At 73.4% G+C, this 17,629-nt stretch carries 19 protein-coding genes, 1 tRNA gene and 1 pseudogene; 10 read left to right on the top strand and 11 right to left on the bottom strand.

The features are described from left to right. Nucleotides 1-36 precede the first annotated feature (36 nt). From ABEA53_RS16095 to ABEA53_RS16085, 3 genes are all read right to left on the bottom strand, one after another. The gene (locus ABEA53_RS16095) at nt 37-498 is read right to left on the bottom strand and encodes an NUDIX hydrolase (protein WP_345482333.1); all 462 of its coding nucleotides are present in this window, start codon (nt 496-498) and stop codon (nt 37-39) included. Nucleotides 499-523: 25 nt separating this feature from the next. Beyond that, a complete protein-coding gene (gene cls / locus ABEA53_RS16090) occupies nt 524-1,984 on the bottom strand; it encodes a cardiolipin synthase (protein ID WP_345482332.1) in 1,461 nt (486 codons plus the stop codon). A gap of 76 nt (nt 1,985-2,060) precedes the next feature. After that, nucleotides 2,061-2,549 (bottom strand): YajQ family cyclic di-GMP-binding protein, encoded by a 489-nt coding sequence (locus tag ABEA53_RS16085; RefSeq protein WP_345482331.1) that lies wholly within the window; start codon nt 2,547-2,549, stop codon nt 2,061-2,063. Nucleotides 2,550-2,577: 28 nt separating this feature from the next. On the opposite strand from ABEA53_RS16085, the gene ABEA53_RS16080 reads away from it, so the two are divergent. Both ABEA53_RS16080 and ABEA53_RS16075 read left to right on the top strand, forming a co-directional pair. Continuing rightward, nucleotides 2,578-3,402, top strand: coding sequence for a class I SAM-dependent methyltransferase (locus tag ABEA53_RS16080; protein ID WP_345482330.1), 825 nt, complete (start codon nt 2,578-2,580; stop codon nt 3,400-3,402). A 131-nt stretch (nt 3,403-3,533) separates the two neighbouring features. Beyond that, a tRNA-Tyr gene (locus ABEA53_RS16075) sits at nt 3,534-3,615 on the top strand. 61 nt (nt 3,616-3,676) lie between these two features. Here ABEA53_RS16075 and ABEA53_RS16070 read toward each other — a convergent pair. The 4 genes from ABEA53_RS16070 to ABEA53_RS16055 form a co-directional block, all read right to left on the bottom strand. After that, nucleotides 3,677-3,838, bottom strand: coding sequence for a hypothetical protein (locus tag ABEA53_RS16070; protein WP_345482329.1), 162 nt, complete (start codon nt 3,836-3,838; stop codon nt 3,677-3,679). Then, a complete protein-coding gene (locus ABEA53_RS16065; RefSeq protein ID WP_345482328.1) occupies nt 3,838-4,116 on the bottom strand; it encodes a hypothetical protein in 279 nt (92 codons plus the stop codon). The genes ABEA53_RS16070 and ABEA53_RS16065 overlap by 1 nt, the downstream gene beginning before the upstream one ends. Before the next feature lie 84 nt (nt 4,117-4,200). Next, entirely contained in the window at nt 4,201-4,410 is a 210-nt protein-coding gene (locus tag ABEA53_RS16060; RefSeq protein WP_345482327.1) for an I78 family peptidase inhibitor, read from the bottom strand. Beyond that, nucleotides 4,410-5,783, bottom strand: coding sequence for a S1C family serine protease (locus tag ABEA53_RS16055; protein WP_345482326.1), 1,374 nt, complete (start codon nt 5,781-5,783; stop codon nt 4,410-4,412). The genes ABEA53_RS16060 and ABEA53_RS16055 overlap by 1 nt, the downstream gene beginning before the upstream one ends. Before the next feature lie 139 nt (nt 5,784-5,922). On the opposite strand from ABEA53_RS16055, the gene ABEA53_RS16050 reads away from it, so the two are divergent. The 7 genes from ABEA53_RS16050 to ABEA53_RS16020 all read left to right on the top strand — a co-directional run bounded on the left by ABEA53_RS16050 (nt 5,923) and on the right by ABEA53_RS16020 (nt 12,430). Beyond that, a complete protein-coding gene (locus ABEA53_RS16050; RefSeq protein ID WP_345482325.1) occupies nt 5,923-6,723 on the top strand; it encodes an inositol monophosphatase family protein in 801 nt (266 codons plus the stop codon). A 43-nt stretch (nt 6,724-6,766) separates the two neighbouring features. Continuing rightward, nucleotides 6,767-7,066 (top strand): hypothetical protein, encoded by a 300-nt coding sequence (locus ABEA53_RS16045; protein WP_345482324.1) that lies wholly within the window; start codon nt 6,767-6,769, stop codon nt 7,064-7,066. Nucleotides 7,067-7,130: 64 nt separating this feature from the next. Further along, nucleotides 7,131-8,069, top strand: a complete 939-nt coding sequence (locus tag ABEA53_RS16040) for a hypothetical protein (RefSeq protein ID WP_345482323.1) — start codon at nt 7,131-7,133, stop codon at nt 8,067-8,069. Between the two features lie 88 nt (nt 8,070-8,157). After that, on the top strand, nt 8,158-9,519 hold the full coding sequence (locus ABEA53_RS16035) for a protein kinase domain-containing protein (RefSeq protein WP_345482322.1): 1,362 nt from the start codon (nt 8,158-8,160) through the stop codon (nt 9,517-9,519). 83 nt (nt 9,520-9,602) lie between these two features. Then, on the top strand, nt 9,603-10,664 hold the full coding sequence (locus tag ABEA53_RS16030; RefSeq protein ID WP_345482321.1) for an isopenicillin N synthase family dioxygenase: 1,062 nt from the start codon (nt 9,603-9,605) through the stop codon (nt 10,662-10,664). Nucleotides 10,665-10,723: 59 nt separating this feature from the next. Further along, the gene (locus ABEA53_RS16025) at nt 10,724-11,698 is read left to right on the top strand and encodes an acetylxylan esterase (RefSeq protein ID WP_425550644.1); all 975 of its coding nucleotides are present in this window, start codon (nt 10,724-10,726) and stop codon (nt 11,696-11,698) included. Between the two features lie 174 nt (nt 11,699-11,872). Further along, nucleotides 11,873-12,430, top strand: a complete 558-nt coding sequence (locus ABEA53_RS16020; RefSeq protein ID WP_345482319.1) for an aggregation-promoting factor C-terminal-like domain-containing protein — start codon at nt 11,873-11,875, stop codon at nt 12,428-12,430. Here the strand turns inward: ABEA53_RS16020 and ABEA53_RS16015 are convergent. Then, nucleotides 12,424-12,836, bottom strand: a pseudogene (locus ABEA53_RS16015) (putative immunity protein). The gene ABEA53_RS16020 and the pseudogene ABEA53_RS16015 sit on opposite strands and share 7 nt — an antisense overlap. A gap of 206 nt (nt 12,837-13,042) precedes the next feature. Beyond that, on the bottom strand, nt 13,043-14,920 hold the full coding sequence (locus tag ABEA53_RS16010) for an adenylyl cyclase (RefSeq protein WP_345482318.1): 1,878 nt from the start codon (nt 14,918-14,920) through the stop codon (nt 13,043-13,045). A gap of 339 nt (nt 14,921-15,259) precedes the next feature. Here ABEA53_RS16010 and ABEA53_RS16005 point away from each other — a divergent pair, with 339 nt between their 5' ends. After that, a complete protein-coding gene (locus ABEA53_RS16005) occupies nt 15,260-16,339 on the top strand; it encodes an ester cyclase (RefSeq protein WP_345482317.1) in 1,080 nt (359 codons plus the stop codon). Nucleotides 16,340-16,349: 10 nt separating this feature from the next. Here the strand turns inward: ABEA53_RS16005 and ABEA53_RS16000 are convergent, their stop codons facing one another. Both ABEA53_RS16000 and ABEA53_RS15995 read right to left on the bottom strand, forming a co-directional pair. Next, the gene (locus tag ABEA53_RS16000) at nt 16,350-16,574 is read right to left on the bottom strand and encodes a hypothetical protein (protein WP_345482316.1); all 225 of its coding nucleotides are present in this window, start codon (nt 16,572-16,574) and stop codon (nt 16,350-16,352) included. Nucleotides 16,575-16,632: 58 nt separating this feature from the next. Then, on the bottom strand, nt 16,633-17,541 hold the full coding sequence (locus ABEA53_RS15995) for a pyridoxal-phosphate dependent enzyme (RefSeq protein WP_345482315.1): 909 nt from the start codon (nt 17,539-17,541) through the stop codon (nt 16,633-16,635). Nucleotides 17,542-17,629 lie beyond the last annotated feature (88 nt).

Raw genomic sequence — 17,629 nt, 5'->3', positions numbered from 1 at the left:
TCGTCCTGTCCTGCTGTCGTGCTCCGCGGAGGGCGCTCAGGAGGCGAGGGCGTCGGCGACGAGGTCGGCGAGGCGCTCGGGGAACACCGTCTCCCGCGTGCTGCGCAGCTCGTCGACGGTCCACCAGCGGAAGCCGTGCAGCGCGCGCTGCTCCAGCTCGGTCCAGCCCGTCCGGGTCGGCTCGAACGCGGGGACGCGGGCGACGAAGTACTGCTCGCGCTGCTCGATCAGCCGTCCGTCGAACGGGAACACCGAGGAGCGCCGGGCGACCGGACCGACCAGCGAGTCGACGCGGTGCCCGGTCTCCTCGAACGCCTCGCGCAGCGCCGCGGCGCGCGCGTCCTCGCCCGCCTCCACCCCGCCGCCCGGCGTGATCCACCAGGTGCCGGCCTTGGGCTGCGCGGGGTCGCCGCCGAGCACGAGCAGCACCCGGTCCTGCGGATCGAGCAGCAGCACGCGGGCGGCCAGGCGGACCACGGGCCGGGGCGGGGTCTTCACGCGCCCACGGTAGGCCGGGCGGCCGCTACTGCAGCGCGGCGGTCAGGCGGGCGACGTTGTCGAGCACGGCGATGCGGAGGGGGCGGGCCTCCCACTCGTCGAGCGTCAGCCGCCGGCTGGCGCGCCGGTAGCCCTCCTCGATCTGGCGGAGGTCGTTCACGAACTCGCGGCCGCGCACCATCATCGAGACCTCGAGGTTCAGGGTGAACGACCGCATGTCGAGGTTGCTCGAGCCCACCACCGCGACGTCGTCGTCGATCGTGAAGTGCTTCGCGTGCAGGATCGTCGGCTTCCGGTACAGCCAGATCGTGACGCCGGCCTTCAGCAGCGTCTCGTAGTAGCTGCGCTGCGCGTGGAACACGACGGCCTGGTCGCCGATCTCGCTGACGAACAGCTCGACCTGCACGCCGCGCTGCGCCGCCGTGGTCACCGCGTAGAGCATCGAGTCGTCGGGCACGAAGTACGGGCTGACGAGCACGATCCGCCGCTGCGCGGCGTAGATCAGCCCGTTGAAGAGGCGCAGGTTGTTCTCGCCCTCGAAACCGGGGCCGCTCGGCACGAGCTGGCAGTCGAGGTCCTCGTCGCCCACCGGCTCGACGGAGCGGCCGACCTCCCGGTCGAGCAGCACGCCGGTCTCCGAGAACCAGTCGGAGAGGAAGACGGTGTTCAGCTCCGCGACGATCGGGCCCTCGAGACGGACCATGAGGTCCTTCCACTTCAGCCCCCGCCGGCGGTTGGTCCAGCGGTCGTAGGTCCGGTCGATCATGTTCTGGGAGCCCATGAAGCCGACGCGGCCGTCGACGACGAGCACCTTGCGATGGTTCCGCAGGTCCGGTCGCTGGTACCGCCCGCGCCAGGGCTGCACGGGCAGCAGCAGGTGCCAGTCCGCGCCCATCCGGGTCAGGCGGCGCAGCGTGCGGCGGTAGCCGCGGACGCGCAGCGAGGCGATGTGGTCGAGCAGCACCCGCACGGTGACGCCGCGGCGCACCGCGTCCTCCAGCGCGTCGAAGAACGGCGCCGTCGTCGAGTCGAGGGACAGGATGTAGAACTCGACGTGCACGAACGTCTCGGCGGACCGCACGGCCGCGGTCATCTCGTGGATCGAGCGCTCGTAGTCGCCGAACAGCCGTGCCGTGTTGCCGCCCAGCAGCGGCATCGCGCCGAGCGTGCGGTTCAGCGCGACGAGCGACGCGAACCACTGCGGCCAGGTCGGCGTCTCCGAGGCCTGGTCGATGCCCTCGGTGGCGCTCATGATGTAGCGGTTGATCTGCTGCTGCTTCTTCCGGCGGCGGCGCGGCAGCTTCGTGCTGCCGAACAGCAGGAACGCGATCACGCCCGCGTACGGGATGAAGAAGATCGCGAGCAGCCACGCCGTCGCCGTCGCCGGGCGCCGGTTCTTCGGCACGAAGACCACGGCGAGCACCCGGATGACCACGTCGAGCACGATGGCCGCGATGGGCAGCGCCGGGGAGATGCCGGCGATCATGCCGAAGAGCCTACGGGCGACGCCGCCCCCTCATCCCCGCCGACTCCGGGTGGCACCCGGGCGGGGCGGCCGCGGGTCAGCGGAAGTTGAGGAACTGCAGGTCCAGGTCGAGGTCGGCGCCCTTCAGCAGCGCGATCGTCGCCTGCAGGTCGTCGCGGCTCTTGGAGGAGACCCGCACCTCGTCGCCCTGGATCTGCGCCTTCACGCCCTTGGGGCCTTCGTCGCGGATCAGCTTGGTGACCTTCTTGGCGTTGTCGCTGTCGATGCCGTTCTTCAGCTTCGCCTCGATCCGGTACTCCTTGCCGGAGGGGAACGGGTCGCCCGCGTCGAGCGCCTTCAGCGAGATGCCGCGCTTGATCAGCTTCGACTCGAGCACGTCGAGCACCGCGCGCACCCGCTCCTCGCTGGCGGCCTTGAGCAGGAACTCCTCGCCCTTCAGCTCGAGGGACGCGCCCACGCCCTTGAAGTCGTAGCGCTGCTCGAGCTCCTTGCGGGCCTGGTTGGCGGCGTTGTCCGCCTCCATCTGGTCCACCTTGCTGACGACGTCGAACGAGCTATCGGCCATGGGACCGAGAGTGTAGGAGGCTTCGGTCGTGGACGAGTGGGTGCGGCTCAACCGGGCGAACTGGGACGAGCGGGCGGCGCCGCACGCGGCGTCCCCGGACTACGCCGTCGAACGGTTCGTCGCGGACCCCGAGCACCTGTCCGACGTCGTCCGCTTCGACCTGCCGCGACTGCCGGAGGTGCGGGGGAGGCGCGGACTGCACCTGCAGTGCCACATCGGCACGGACACCCTGTCGCTCGCGCGGCTCGGCGCGACGATGACGGGCCTCGACTTCTCGCCGGCGGCGCTGACGGAGGCGCGGGCGCTCGCCGCGCGCACCGGGACCGCGATCGACTGGGTCGAGGCCCCTGTCGACGACGCGACGACGGTGCTCGAGCCCGGATCGTTCGACTTCGTGTTCACCGGCATCGGCGCGCTGTGCTGGCTGCCGGACATCCGCGCGTGGGCGGCCACCGTCGCCGCGCTCCTGCGGCCGGGCGGGGAGCTGTTCCTGCGCGACGGCCATCCCATGCTGTCCACGCTCGACGAGACGAAGGGCGAGGACCTCGTCGTCGCGCATCCGTACTTCGAGACGGCGGAGCCGAACCTGTTCGACGTGCCCGGCACCTACGTCGCCTCGGACCACGAGTTCCGGCACACCCGCACCGCGGAGTGGAGCCACGGGCTGGGCGAGATCGTCACCGCCCTGCTCGACGCGGGCATGCGCCTGACGATGCTCGAGGAGCACCGCAGCGTGCCGTGGGAGGCGTTGTGGGGGCGCATGGTGCGCGGCGAGGACGGCGAGTGGCGTCTTGCGGAGCACGACGAGCAGGTGCCGCTGAGCTTCACGCTGCGGGCCGTCAAGGAGGGCTGACCGACGCCTCCGCACGGGGGCCGGGTGCACGATCCGCGTGCCCCGACGGCGTGGTTTCGACCAGGCGCCCGCGCCGGGTATCGTGGACCTGCGCCTCGGGCCAGCCTGCACAGGGCTGGCCCGAGCAGCCAGGCGGGTTACCCAAGCGGCCAAAGGGATCTGACTGTAAATCAGCCGGCGTAGCCTCCGGGGGTTCGAATCCCTCACCCGCCACAGCGGCCCCGCACCCCGTCAGGGGAGCGGGGCCGCTGAGTCGTTCCGGGGCCTCCAGGGCCTACTTCCGCGGGCGTCCGAGCAGGTAGGACAGGCCCATCGTCACGGTGAACAGCATCGACGTCACGCCGATGCGGTTGCGCCAGATGCTGGCGTTGGTCTCCCGGTAGGAGTACGAGATCGGGTCGACGCTGAAGCCGGGCCGGCGGCCGTCCTCGCTCATCAGAGCGTCCCCACCACGGACATGACCGTCGTCGAGTAGCGCACGATCGGTTCGACGTCGTCGTCGGGGTCGAGCACCATCGCCACCTTCGTGCCGATCTCGGGCGGCAGCGGCGTCAGCAGGTTCACCCGGTACCAGCGGTCCGGCGCCATCGGCTTGTTGGTCTCGGGGGGATCGTCGGGCCCGCCGTGGCGGAGCACGGACAGCTGCTTGCCAGCGCCCGGAAGGCCCCGGTACTCGATGGAGTACGCCGCTCCGCCAGCGGTCCTCACCGTCATCACAGCCAGCATCCTGATGCCCCCGGGCTGGGGAGCGGCTTGCACCCGGTCCTGGTCGCACGGGGTTCGCGGTCGAGGAGGGCGTCAGCCGGCACGGACCTCGACCACGATCCCGTCGTCGTCGGTCAGCAACGTGACGCGGTCGGTGCGGAACTCGAGGGTGAGCATGACGCCCGGCTCGGCGACGCGTGCGCGCAGCCCGGCCTCCTCGACCTCCTGCTCCGCCGCCGCCGCCGGCAGCCCGACGAGGGCGGCGGAGTGCTCCGCCGCCCACGCCGCGGTGTCGATCGCCATCAGTCGGCCGGTCCCTCCAGCAGCGTCACCGTCGCGGTCCGGCTCGTGCCGTCCGCGTCGGTGTAGCCGATGGCGACGCGGTCGCCCGGCTGATGGGTCGCGATCGCCTTCGACAGCCCGGCGGCCGAGGAGATCGACGTGCCGCCGACCGAGGTGATGGTGTCGCCCGCGGCGAGGTCCGTCTTCGCGGCCGCGGTGCCCGGCAGCACCTGCGCGATCTCGGCGTCGGTCGCGGTCTGCGACAGCGAGACGCCGAGGAACGCGGGCAGCCCGATGGTGATCTCCGCGGTGTCGTCGCCCGCGACGATCTGCTTCGCGATGCTCACGGCCTGGGCGATCGGGATCGCGTAGCCGGTCACGTCCGCTGTGCCGGAGGAGGCGGCGGTGGTCACGCCGACCACGTCGCCGTCGGCGTCCTCGACCGCGCCGCCGGAGTCGCCGGAGACCACGTCCGCCGAGATCTCGATGAGGCCGTGCAGCGTCTCGCCGGCGGTCGCGCCCTCGCTCGACGTCGTGATCGTGCGGCCCAGCGCGCTGACGGTGCCCTCAGCGGCGCTGAGCGTGCCGGTGCCGTTCGCGTTGCCCACGGCGGTCACGTCGTCGCCGACGGAGGGGGTGCCGGAGGCGAGGGTCGCGGGCGTCAGGCCCGAGGCGTCCTGCAGCTGCAGCACCGCGACGTCCTTCGTGGCGTTGGTGCCGACCACGTCCGCCGTGTAGCTCCTGCCCGTCGACTCGACGGTGACCTTGATCGAGGTCGCGCCGTCGATCACGTGGTTGTTCGTGAGGACGCGGCCGCCGGAGGTCAGCACGATGCCGCTGCCCGCGGCCTCCCCGTTCTCGTACCCGAGCTCGGACACGATCGTGACGATCCCGGTGATCTGGTCGGCCGTCGCGGCGGTGCTCGTCGAGGTGCCCGTGGAGCCGCTGCCCGACGACCCGCTGCCCGATCCGCCGCTGCCGGAGCCGCCGAACCGACCGAAGCCGCCCTGCCCGCCGCCGAACCCGTTCCGGGAGCCGAACCCGTTCTGGGCGCCCTGCCCGCTCTGCCCGCCCTGGGCGGAGCCGCCCCCGTCGATGCTCGTCGTGGTGGTGCTGCGCGCGAGGGCCAGCGAGGCGACCGCTCCGCCGCCGGCACCGGCGGTGAAGAGCACCGCCGCGGCGACGCTGAAGGCGGCGATCCGCCGGTGCTTGCGGCGGGCTGCGTGCGCCTCCGCCTCGGTCGCCTCCGCGGCCGGGTCCTCGGCGGTCCGCTCGAGGGCGTCCCGCTGGTCGGGGTCCGTCCGGTCGGGGTCCGGCACCGCGGCGTCGGCCGCAGGGCGGCGGTCGTCGTCGGGCTCGACGTCGAAGGGGTGCTGATCGTTCACGAGGACCATGGAACGCCTTCCAGCGATGTGCGCGGTCTGTGCCCGTCATGCGGTTCGCAGGAGTCCGCTGGGAGCCGCCTATGAACGGTGCTCCCCGGTGTGGGCGCCGGTCGCCCCGCTCCGGCGGGTCGTCGGGCAGGCTGGAGGCATGGCCGCCCAGGAACTGCTCGACATCGCCCGCTCCGTCGCGGAGGAGGCCGGCGAGCTCGCCTCGCGGCTGCGGCGGGAGGGGGTGGAGGTCGCGGCGACCAAGTCCTCCCCGATCGACATCGTCACGGCGGCCGACCGCGCCGCCGAGGACCTCATCCGCGGTCGGCTCGCGGCGCTGCGGCCCGACGACGGCTTCCTCGGCGAGGAGTCCGGGGGTGCGAGCGGCACGAGCGGCCTCACCTGGGTCGTCGACCCCATCGACGGCACGGTCAACTACCTCTACGGCCTGCCGAACTGGTCCGTCTCGATCGCCGTGGTGGAGGGGGACCCCGACCCCGGCACGTGGACGGCGCTCGCCGGGGCGGTGGCGGCGCCGATGCTCGGCGAGCTCTACTCCGCGTCCGCGGGCGGCGGCGCCTTCGTGGGGGACCGGCGCCTGCAGGTGCGGCAGGCGGTGCCGCTCGACCGCGCGCTCGTGGCGACCGGCTTCCACTACACGCAGGACATCCGCACGAACCAGGCGCGCGTGGCGCAGCCGCTGCTCGCGCGGGTGCGGGACCTGCGCCGCGCGGGCGGCGCCGCGATCGACCTCGCCTACGTGGCCGCCGGCCGCATCGACGCGTACTTCGAGCAGGGGCTCAACCCGTGGGACCAGGCGGCGGGGGCCCTGCTCGTGCGCGAGGCCGGCGGCGTGGTCCGCGGCATCGACGACGGCGGCCCGACGTACCGGATGGTCCTGGCGGGGCAGGCGGACGTCGTCGCCGAGCTGCACGCGACGCTCGTCGAGCTGGGCGCCTGACGGGCGGAGCCCGGTCCAAGGCGGCGTCCGTACCCTCGGGCCGGTGAGCACGAACACGCACGGCACCCACGGCGAGGACCCGATCATCCGCGACCCCGAGGTCGACCCGTCGGAGGAGCTCGACACCGACTACAGCCCCTCCAGCGAGCGCGAGACGGAGGTGCTGCAGGACGACCAGGACAGCCCCGTGTTCGACGACCCGGACATCGACCGCAGCGCGATCAAGCTGCTGCCCGGCACCGGCGACTACACGGACGACGGGGACGTCGACGTCGACCCGGGCGAGATCCACATGCCGCACCTGCCGGCCGGCCGCACCGACGATCGGCCGCCCGCCGACTGAATCTGTGAGCGCTCACCGCGCGGGATGGCGCATGATGTCCCGTCTGCGCGCGGAAGGAGGGCCGGTGTCGATGTCGGACCTCACCGCTGCGCGCCTGCAGCGCCCGGGTCCGGGTCGCAGCAGGATCCTGCTGGTCGCCGGTCGTACCTGGCTCGAGTCGACGGGATCGCCCGACGAGCACCGGGCGCCCGTCCGGCTGCTCGACCGGCTCTGGCTGTCGAGCCGGCGCGGCATCGAGCTCGACGTCGTCTGCGACGTGGGCCGCGTGCTGCGCCTCCTCGAGTCCGTCAGCGGCGCCTGGGACGTCGGCGTCTACGACGCGATCGTGCTGCTGCCGGACCTCGGTCGCCCGGCCCTGTCGCCGCGCCTCCAGCGCGTGATCGACCGGCTCGCCGGTCTCACCCGGGTGATCGGGGTGACCGACACCGCGCTGCACGACCCGGTGCGTCCCGCCGGCTCGCGGGACGTCACCGGGTGGAGCGAGCTGCGGATCGTCCCCGAGCCAGGCGAGTGCCCCGCTGCGATGGTGGCCGAGGCCGTCGGGACGGCGATGCTCGGCGTGCTCGAGGTCGCGCAGGCGCCTGCGACCGAGCCACGGCCCACCGCGCTCGTCGAGCACCTGCAGCGCATCGCCGTGATCGCCTCCACGGCCTTCGAGGTCGGGTCCGCGGCCATCGCCGTGCTCACCGCCGGCCACGCGCGGACGCTGGCCGCCGTCGGTCCGGGGCTCGGCGACCAGGCCTGCGTGCGGGCCGCCGCGATGCGGCCGATGGTGGTGCTCGACACCTGGCGCGACACCCGGCTGGCGCGCGACGTGGTCCCCCGCGGGGAGGTGCGGTTCTTCGCCGCGCACCCGCTCGAGCTCGCCGACGGGTCCGCTATGGGAGCGCTCGCCATCTCGGACGTCGAGCCGCGGTCCGCGGACGAGTTCGACCCCGAGGTGCTGCACGACCTCGCCGTGCTGGCGAGCGCCGAGCTGCAGTACGCAGGCGCGAGCGCCTGAGGGGCTGCGCGAGGAGGCCTGTCCTCGCCGTGTGTGACGATGCTGGGACCCGCCCGGCCGTCCCGTCCGCACGAGGAGCACCGTCCCGATGCCCCAGCCAGTCCCGCCGGCCGTCGCGGGCCGCTACCGCATCGGCGAGGTGATCGGCCGCGGCGGACGGGCCACCGTGTACGAGGCGCACGACCCCCTGCTCGGCCGCAAGGTGGCGCTGAAGCTGTCCACGGCCACCGCGACGTCGCCGGAGGAGGTGCGGCTGCAGCAGGCGGAGGCCCGCCTCATCGCCGGGCTGGACCACTTCGCGCTGACCACGCTGTACGACGCCGGCGTCGACGTCGGCGACCCGGAGCAGCCGCGGATCTACCTCGTGATGGAGCGCGTGCCCGGGTCCGACCTCCGGCAGCGCCTGCGCGAGGGCGTCCTGACGCCCGCGCAGGCAGCGACGCTCGGCTCGGACCTGGCGCAGGGCCTCGAGGCGGTGCACGAGGCGGGGTTCCTGCACCGCGACGTCAAGCCGGCGAACGTGCTGCTCGTGCGCCGCGGGCCCTCCTCCCGCATCCGCGGGAAGCTGACCGACTTCGGCATCTCGACCATCATCGGCGCCGCGGGGGACTCGGAGTTCACGACCGGCACGGTCGCCTACCTCGCCCCCGAGCAGGTGCTCGGGCAGGACCCGACCCCGGCCTGGGACGTCTACGCGCTCGGGCTCGTGCTGCTCGAGGCCGTGACCGGCGTCGTCGCGTTCCCCGGGGACGTGGAGGAGTCCGCGCTCGCGCGGCTCGACCGCGACCCCGAGATCCCGGACTCGGTGCCCGAGGTGCTCGCCCGGGTCCTGCGGTCGATGACGGCGCGCGACCCGGCGGACCGCCCGACCGCGGCCGAGGCCTCCGTCGCGCTGCAGGACGCCTTCGTCGCCGGGCTGGTCGAGGCGCGACGGGTCGATCCGGACGTGCTGGCGGACGCCGAGCCCGAGCGGCTCGCCGCCGTGCGCCGCGTCAGCGTGCTGGACACCCGCACCGACGAGGCGGTGGAGCGCATCGTGCGGCTCGCGCGCCGGCTGCTGGGGGTGCCCCTGGTGCTGGTCTCGATCGTGGACGGCGACCGCGAGTGGTTCCTGTCGCACGGCGGGCTCGACGTCGCGCAGGTGCCGCGGAACGCCTCCTTCGCTGCCGAGACCGTGTCGACGGGGAAGGGGTGGACCTCGACCGACCTGACCGAGGACCCCCGCGCGGACGGGCACCCGGTGCTGCTCGCCGACCCGGCGCTGCGCGCGTACGCGGCCGCGCCCCTGACCACGTTCGACGGCTTCACCATCGGTGCGATCGCGGCGCTCGACCGCGAGGTGCGCGCCTTCGGCGGGGAGGAGGTCGCGGACCTCGCGGACCTCGCCGCGCTCACGATGCGCGAGCTCGACCTGCGCCTCCTCGGCCGGCGGGTGCTGTTCGACCGCTGACCGGCGCCGGTCACGCCGCCGAAACATGCCCGTGCGAGGGTTGCGCGGTCGCGGGGCCGCCCGCGCAGGGAGGGGTCGTCCGCATGTCCGAGGAGACGTCGTTCCAAGTGCCCGTCGTCGACGTCTCGGCCTACGGCGACCCGGCCTCCACCGAGCAGGAGCGCCTGGCGGTGGTGCGGCGGCTCGACGAGGCCGCGCGCTCGGTCGGCTTCCTCCAGGTCGTCGGGCACGGCATCCCCGACGCGACCTGGACCGGCCTCGGCGACGCGATCGACGGGTTCTTCGGCCTGCCGATGGAGGTGAAGCGGCGGTACGTCGCGCCGAAGGGCGTGAACCGCGGCTACACGGCGCCGAAGTCGGAGCGGCTCAGCCTGAGCCTCGGCGTCGAGAAGGCGGAGCGGATGAACGACTTCTTCGAGGCGTTCAACGTCGGCGTCGACGCCGAGCGGTACCCGGCGCTCGACCTCGACCGCACCGCCTACGCGCCGAACCCCTGGCCCGAGGAGGTCGACGGCTTCGAGCAGCGCGTCAGCGCCTGGACGGCGGCGGCGGACGCGGTCGGGCACCGGCTGCTCGCCGTCTTCGCGGATGCCCTCGGGCTGCCCGCCGGATGGTTCGAGCGCTACACGGACCACTCGCTGAACGTGCTGCGCATGAACAACTACGCGCTGCCGGAGGGGGAGCGGGTCGAGCTCGACGGCGACCTGATCGGCATGGGCGAGCACACCGACTTCGGCATCGTGACCCTGCTCTGGGCCGACGACGTGCGAGGTCTGCAGGTGCTCGGCGCGGACGGCGGGTGGCACGACGTGTCGCCGCTGCCGGGCGCGCTGCTGATCAACTTCGGCGACCTGATGTCCCGGTGGACCAACGAGCGCTGGCGCTCGACGCTGCACCGCGTCAAGCCGCCCGTCGTGGACGGCACCATCCGGCGCCGCCGCTCCGCCGCGTTCTTCCTCGACGGCAACCACGACGCCGTGATCGCGGCGCTGCCGGGCTCGGTCGCGGAGGGGGAGGCGCCGCTGTACCCGCCCATCACCGTGGCGGAGCACATCGACGCGAAGCTGCGCGGCTCGCGCGGGCTCGAGGTGAACACCTCCGGGACCGAGCGGGAGGCGGAGCGGGTGGCCGCCGCTCGCAGCTGATCCGGCAGCGTGACGCACGCGGTCGCGGAGTCGCCCGCCTTCAGGCTGACCGCGGCAGGATGCGTTCCGTGTACACGGATCTCCCGCTCGCCGAGCTGCAGTCGCTCCGCTCCTCCGCCGTCGCCCCCGCCGACCTCGAGGACTTCTGGCGCACCACGATCGAGGAGTCCCGCGCTCTCGGCTCCGCGCCCGTCGTGCGGCGGGTCGACAGCGGTCTGACCGCGATCGACGTGTTCGACGTCACCTTCTCCGGGTTCGGGGGGCAGCCGATCCGGGCCTGGCTGCGGGTGCCGGCGGGTGTCGAGGGCCCGCTGCCGACCGTCGTGCAGTACGTCGGGTACGGCGGCGGCCGCGGCGCGGCGGCCGACGAGCTGCAGCTGGCCGCGGCCGGCTTCGCGCACCTGCACATGGACACCCGCGGGCAGGGCTCGGGCTGGAGCGCGGGGGAGACCCCCGACGTCGCGCCCGACACCGGCGCGCAGGCGCCGGGCGTGATGACGCGGGGCATCGAGTCCCCGCAGACCTACTACTACCGCCGTCTCATGACCGACGCGGTGCTCGCGGTCGACGCGGCGCAGCAGCTCGAGCAGGTCGACGGCGACCGCATCGCGGTGAAGGGCGGCAGCCAGGGCGGCGCGCTGGCGATCGCCGCCAGCGCCTTCGCGCCGGCCGTCAAGGCCGCGCTCGTGCGCGTGCCGTTCCTCGCGGACTTCCCCCGGGCGATCACCATCACGGACGCCTACCCGTTCCGCGAGATCACCGACTGGCTGCGCATCCACCGCGACCGCGCTGATGCGGCCCTCGCGACGCTCGCCTACTTCGACTCGTCCAGCCTCGCCCTGCACGCGCACGTGCCGGGCGACTTCACGGTCGGCCTGATGGACGTCATCACCCCGCCGTCGACGGTCTACGCCGCGTACAACGCCTGGGCGGGCGAGAAGGACATCACCGTCTGGTCCTACAACGGGCACGAGGGCGGCGGCCTCGACGACCTGCCTCGCGAGCTCGCCTTCCTCCGGAACCACCTCGCCTGACGCCTCGCGGGGACAGGGCCGTCCGTCCTGAGCATGTCGCCGCGGCGTCGCCGCCGGCGGGCAGTACGGTCGCACCGCTGCCGAGCCGTCCGCGCTCGGGCGGGGACGGAGGCCGCGGTGTCCGTTCGTCCGACCGCGCCGCGACCCGCCTCGCGGGGACGTCGATCGGCTGCGGTGCGCACCCGCCGGCGCTCGGTGCTGAGCCTGCTCGCCGTGCTCGTCTGCGCGGCCATCGCGCTCGTCAGCGTCACCGATCCCTACGCGGGCGCGACCGCGGCGTCGTTCTACCGGCAGCCCGTGCTCGCGAAGCAGCGGGCGGTGCAGCGGTTCGCGATCGACGGCGGGTACGTGCTCGTCGCCGTGAAGCGCGACCGGTTCACCACCGAGGTCGTGACCGACGGATCCGCGACGCCGAGCGGGCCCGTCGCCCCCGCCTCCACGGCGCAGGCGTACGCGGCGGGGCTCGTCGCGTCGCACGGCTGGGCGGGCAGCGAGTTCGGCTGCCTCGTGAACCTGTGGAACCGGGAGTCGGGGTGGAACGCGCACGCCGCGAACCCGAGCGGCGCCTACGGCATCCCGCAGGCGCTGCCCGGCAGCAAGATGGGAGCCGCGGGCGGCGACTGGCAGAACGACTACAAGGTGCAGATCCGCTGGGGCGTCGGCTACATCGCCGGCCGCTACGGCAGCCCGTGCGGCGCGTGGGCGCACTCCGAGGCGGTCGGCTCCTACTGATCGGCGGCTCGGTCGTCGAAGACGTGCCAGCAGATCGCGCTGCGGCGGCGCTGGTCGTCGAGCACCAGCTCGCGGACCTCCTCCGGCAGCCGTTCGCGCTGCCACGACCGCTCCGCCTCCCGTGCTCGAGGGGCGTCCGCGAGGGGAGCCGCGGCGCCGGCCGCCCGGATCGCGTAGGCGGCAGCACCCAGGTCGTGCGCGGCGACGTGCGCCACGGCGGTCGCCTGGCCGGCCGCGAGCACCGCGAAGCGCGGCGCCTCCGGCAGCCCGCGGGCGACCGTGTTCGCGGGCAGGGCGAGCCGCGACTCGTGCATCCGCGCCTCCCCGCGCGCCACGCCCGCCCGAGCGCGATCGCGTGCCGCGGCCGGACGTCGTCGGGCCGGTGCGCCTCGAACAGCGGCAGCACGTGCTCGGCGCAGTCCAGCGCCCAGTCGGCGAGCAGCCGGTGGTGCAGGTCGGTGAGCGTGCCGCCGCGGCGGATGGTCACCAGCCGGAGGTCCCGCGGCGTCGGCAGGATCGGCACCGCCTCAGCGTGCCACCCGTCCCAAGACCTTGCTCACGCTTCTTGCCGCCCGCCGCGTGCGGGGGCGGCAAGAAGCGTGAGCACCTCGATCAGTTCGCGACGCCGTTCGAGTACGTCGTCACGGTGTGCGGGATGCTGCTGTGCTCGGCTTCCGCGGCCGAGCCCTTCCCGTTGATGACCGAGTCGATCGTGCCCGCACTGTTCAGCGACACCGTGGTCAGGTCGTGCAGCACGACGCCCGGCCGGTCCGGCACCTCGAACGACTGCGTCGCGTGGAGCGACGGGTTCACGTTCGTGTAGATGTAGCTGCCCAGCCCCCAGGCCTCGTGCGTCCTCACGGTGTCCGCCACCTTGTACGCGGCCCAGCCCTTGATGCCGCCGTGCTGCCACGCCGCCTGGTCCGGAGCGTCGTAGGGCAGCTCGTTCTGGAAGAACACGGTGCGCCCGCGCTCGCCGTTCCAGATGACGTTGTACTGCTGGTAGTGCTCGACGAACAGGCCGATGGCCGTGACGTCGTCGCCGTTCACGATCACGCCGTTCTTCGCGGTGTTCACCGTCCAGCCGACCGATCCCGCGACGCCGTGGTCGGCGCGCCAGGCCCAGATGTCGTCGAGCAGCACGTGGTCGCTGTCGACCACGAGGCTCGTCGTCGCCTTGCCGACGTGGGGGCCGCCGATGCGGAAGAACACGTCCTGTAGCGCGGTGGGGTTCGCTGCGGTACCCGCGTGCTTGCCGCCCTTGTCGTGCCCGGTGCCCACCTGGAGCAGCGTCGGCGAGTTCACGGGGCCGGCGTCGAACGTCAGCCCCGCGATGTCCACGCCCTGCACGTCGGCGACCGTCATCGGGACCGAGCCGTTCGTCGCGGTGAGGGTCGCGAGGCCCAGACCGAGGACGACCGTGTCCGCGCGCTTCACGGCGATGCTCTTCGCGACGTCGTACACGCCGGGCGTGACGAGTAGGTGCTTGCCCTGCGCCAGCGCGGAGTTGATCTTCGCGATCGAGTCGGAGGGGTGCGCGACGAAGAAGTCGCTCAGCGGCAGGGAGCGCCCGGGGGTGTGCCCCTTCGCCCAGGTCGTGCCGACCGAGCTCGTCCTCGCGCTCGGCACGAACACGCGGTAGGCGCCCTTCGCGTCGACGTAGAGGTACGGCTTCTCCTTCGACACCGGCGTCGTCGCCAGCGTCGTGTACGGGCCGGGGTCGGTGCTCGGGAACGACTGCGGCGGGGCGCCGACGGTCCCGGAGAACACCTGGTTCCACACGCCGTTGGACCAGCCCTGACCGCCGATCTCGCTGTTGCGCACGTAGAACTGCTGCTGCGAGCCGTTCAGCGCGCCGCCCTCGAGGTTCGAGTCGGCGACGAAGCCGCCGCTCGCGTAGTTCGGGTTCTCGCAGTACGGCATGAAGGTCGTGTAGTCCTTCACGTCCACGCGGCGCATCGGCGCGGCCTGCGAGACGGCCCACATCTCGCTGCTGGTGTGGCACTCGTCGCCGGGGGCGGCGACCGCGTGGATGGTGAGGTTCGACACCGAGCGCCAGAACGTGTCGAGCGACCCGCTGCCGTTGCGGCCGACGGCGGTCACGCCGCCGTTGATCGTGACCGCGCCCGGGTCCTGACCGAGCCCGTCCACCTCCGTGTAGTAGCCGACCTTGACGTCGAGCGGCGTGGTGGCCGACCCGTAGGTGCCCGGCTTGAAGAGCAGCGCGTACCGCTGCGTCCCCATCTCGCTGTCGACCTGCTGCGCGTAGATCGCGTCGACCTTCGACTGGATCTGCGCGACCGGCATGTCCGGCGAGAACACGATCACGTTCGGTCCGAGGTCTGGCGCGGCCGGTGCGGGCGCGGCCATCGCGCCCTGCGTGGAGGCGAGCACGCCGAGCACGGCGGCGCCGACTGCGGCGGCGACCCCGATCGGGTGTCGCCGGGATCGGAGGGATCCCTGCGGAGGGGTGGAGAAGAGGGGCGCCATCGAGACCTGCTTCCGTGCGGGGCGGCGGCCGTGCCGTCCAGCCGGGAGGACGCGCTGGCCCTCGGGGCGGGCACCGTCGGCCGCCTGAGTGTGGAACGCGCGGAGCATAGCCCGCACATAGGAGAAGTGACTCGGAATCCGAAGCGCCGCCCATAGGCCGAGCCGATGCCCTCCCTCGCCGATGGCCCCTAGGCCGCCGTGCGCCCGCGCCCTAGCGTGAGCCGGCACCCCGACCCGGACGGAAGGACGCGGATGGCAGAGGCAGGGCCCGTCGAGGGAGACGGCAGGAACGGCCGAGCGCGCGTCGTGGTGCACGATCCGTCGAGCGCGAACCGCTTCATGCCCCCCGACCACGCGATCGCGCTCGACCTCGGCCGCGGCGCGACGATCGAGACGCCCGACCGCGGCCCGCGGAAGCACTCGATGCGCGGCTTCGAGGACGAGTACGTCGACATCGTCGACTACATCGTGCGGATCACCCACCGGATCTGGGAGGACCAGGACGTGGGCTACATCTACGACACCTACGCGCCGGGCTGCCGGGTGCACGACGACGCCGGCCTGCAGATCGGGGTCGAGCGGATGGTGAGCGGCACGATCGACTCCATCGAGGCGTTCGCCGACGCGCGGCACTACGCGGACGACGTGATCTGGGCCGGCGACGACGAGCGCGGCTTCGTCACCTCCCACCGCGCCTTCAACGTCGGGCACCACACCGGCACCTGGCGGTGGGGGCCGGCGACGCACCGGCCGCTGAAGCTGTGGGTGATCGCGAACTGCCTGGTCGTCGACAACCTCATCGTCGAGGAGTGGGTGCTCTACAACACCGTCGCCCGTCTGCTGCAGGTGGGCGTCGACCCCGTCGCGGCCGCCCGGCTCGCGGGCCGCGCCCTCCCGGCGCTCGCCGGACCGCAGTCGACGGAGGTGGACCGCCTCATCGGCGGGCGGGTGCCCGTGCTGGCGCCGGAGGTGGACCTGACCGCCTCCGACGACGTCGAGGGCTTCGTCCGCGGCCTGTTCCACAACCTGTACAACCGGCGGGACCTGTCGGCCGTCGACCGGCACTACGCCTCGAACGTGCAGTGGCACGGGACGTCGAACCGGGAGGGGCACGGGCGCGGCGACGTGCGCTCGATGGCGCGCAAGCTGCTCGCCACCTTCCCCGACTTCGGGCTCGAGGTCGACGAGGTCTACTGGATGGGCAACGCCGACGAGGGCTGGAGCGTCTCGGTCCGCTGGACCGGCGCCGGCACCCACGACGGCCACGTGCTCTACGGGGAGCCGACCGGCCGCCGCGTGCGGATCTGGGGCCTGACGCAGCTGTACGTGCGGCGGGGCGTCGTCGTCGAGGACTGGTCGCTGTTCAACGAGTTCGACGTGATGGTGCACCTGTTCCGCGACGAGGCGCTCCCGGGCTAGCGCCGCCCGTTCACTGCCGGGAGCGGTTGAAGGCCGAGCAGCCGGGGCAGCGGAACACCCGGCCCGAGATCTCGACCACGGTGCGCAGCCCCTCGCAGATGGTGAAGCCGCACCGCCAGCAGGTGCAGTCCACCTCGCCGTCGCCCACGAGGATCGGCACCGAGGAGCCGTTCGACCGGAGGACGGGGACGTCGCGGCGCGGGCGGGAGATCAGGGGCAGGAGCGAGACGCGCATCCCGGCAGCGTGCGCGGCAGGGTGCAAGACACGGCCAAGAATCCACAGCGGTCCGGCGTCAGCCGTCGTGCTGCAGATCGGGGTGCCCGAAGAGGCCCGGCAGGCCGCCGGTGTGGAGGAAGACGACGCGACCGCCCGGCAGGTCGCCGGCAGAGGCGGCTGCGATGAGGCCCGCCATCGCCCGGCCCGTGTAGGTCGGGTCGACGACGAGGCCCTCGGTGCGGGCGGCGATGGACATCGCGCGGCGGACCTCCGGCGTCAGGTGCTCGTACCCGCGGCCGATGCGCGAGTCGTCGATGCGCAGCGCCTCCGTCGGCCCGCGCATCTCGGCGAGCAGCCCTGCGACCACGGCGCGCGCGTCGGCGACCGCGCCGGTGGCGACGCCCAGCACCCGCTCGGCGCCGAGCGCCGCGACCAGGCCCGCCATGGTGCCGCCCGAGCCGACCGCGACGACGACCGTGCCGACGTCGGGGACCTGCTCGAGCAGCTCCTCACCGGCCCAGCGGTACGCGACGGCGCTCGTCGCGCTGGTGCCGCCGAACGGGATCAGGTGCGCGTTCCGCGTCGCGGCCTCCTCCACGGCGACCGCTGCTGCGCCGCGCTCGCCGGCGAACACGAGCTCGGCCCCGAACAGGTCGTCGAGCAGCAGGTTCCCGAGCCGGCGCGACGGCGCCTCCCCCTCCAGCACGAGCACGCTGCGCAGCCCCGCTCGAGCCGCGGCGGCCGCGGTGAGGCGGGCGTGGTTGCTCTGGGGCGCGCCCGTCGTGACGACCGTGTCCGCCCCGGACCCGAGCGCCGCGGCGATCGTGATCTCGAGCTTGCGCACCTTGTTGCCGCCGCCACCAAGCCCGATGAGGTCGTCGCGCTTGATCAGCAGGCGATCGGCGGCTAGCCCGAGAGCCTCCGCGAGCCGAGGAGCGGGCTCGACCGGCGTCGGCCGGGAGAAGAGCGGCAGCGCGGACGTCACGCGACGAGTCTTCCGGATCTGCGCCCGGTCGTCCCGGCCCTGCGTGCACGGGCGACGGCCCGCCGGACGGGTCCGGTGGGCCGTCCGG

This window comes from Amnibacterium soli (assembly GCF_039544415.1).
Classification (GTDB): domain Bacteria; phylum Actinomycetota; class Actinomycetes; order Actinomycetales; family Microbacteriaceae; genus Amnibacterium; species Amnibacterium soli.
This window is presented reverse-complemented; position numbering and strand designations above follow the sequence as displayed.

Bases quoted from the DNA above. Each gene is read 5' to 3' on its own strand.
- cls (WP_345482332.1), bottom strand. From the start codon at position 1,984: ATGATCGCCGGCATCTCCCCGGCGCTGCCCATCGCGGCCATCGTGCTC.
- ABEA53_RS16085 (WP_345482331.1), bottom strand. From the start codon at position 2,549: ATGGCCGATAGCTCGTTCGACGTCGTCAGCAAGGTGGACCAGATGGAG.
- ABEA53_RS16070 (WP_345482329.1), bottom strand. From the start codon at position 3,838: ATGAGCGAGGACGGCCGCCGGCCCGGCTTCAGCGTCGACCCGATCTCG.
- ABEA53_RS16065 (WP_345482328.1), bottom strand. From the start codon at position 4,116: ATGACGGTGAGGACCGCTGGCGGAGCGGCGTACTCCATCGAGTACCGG.
- ABEA53_RS16060 (WP_345482327.1), bottom strand. From the start codon at position 4,410: ATGGCGATCGACACCGCGGCGTGGGCGGCGGAGCACTCCGCCGCCCTC.
- ABEA53_RS16055 (WP_345482326.1), bottom strand. From the start codon at position 5,783: ATGGTCCTCGTGAACGATCAGCACCCCTTCGACGTCGAGCCCGACGAC.
- ABEA53_RS16050 (WP_345482325.1), top strand. From the start codon at position 5,923: ATGGCCGCCCAGGAACTGCTCGACATCGCCCGCTCCGTCGCGGAGGAG.
- ABEA53_RS16035 (WP_345482322.1), top strand. From the start codon at position 8,158: ATGCCCCAGCCAGTCCCGCCGGCCGTCGCGGGCCGCTACCGCATCGGC.
- ABEA53_RS16030 (WP_345482321.1), top strand. From the start codon at position 9,603: ATGTCCGAGGAGACGTCGTTCCAAGTGCCCGTCGTCGACGTCTCGGCC.
- ABEA53_RS16025 (WP_425550644.1), top strand. From the start codon at position 10,724: ATGCGTTCCGTGTACACGGATCTCCCGCTCGCCGAGCTGCAGTCGCTC.
- ABEA53_RS16010 (WP_345482318.1), bottom strand. From the start codon at position 14,920: ATGGCGCCCCTCTTCTCCACCCCTCCGCAGGGATCCCTCCGATCCCGG.
- ABEA53_RS16005 (WP_345482317.1), top strand. From the start codon at position 15,260: ATGCCCCCCGACCACGCGATCGCGCTCGACCTCGGCCGCGGCGCGACG.
- ABEA53_RS16000 (WP_345482316.1), bottom strand. From the start codon at position 16,574: ATGCGCGTCTCGCTCCTGCCCCTGATCTCCCGCCCGCGCCGCGACGTC.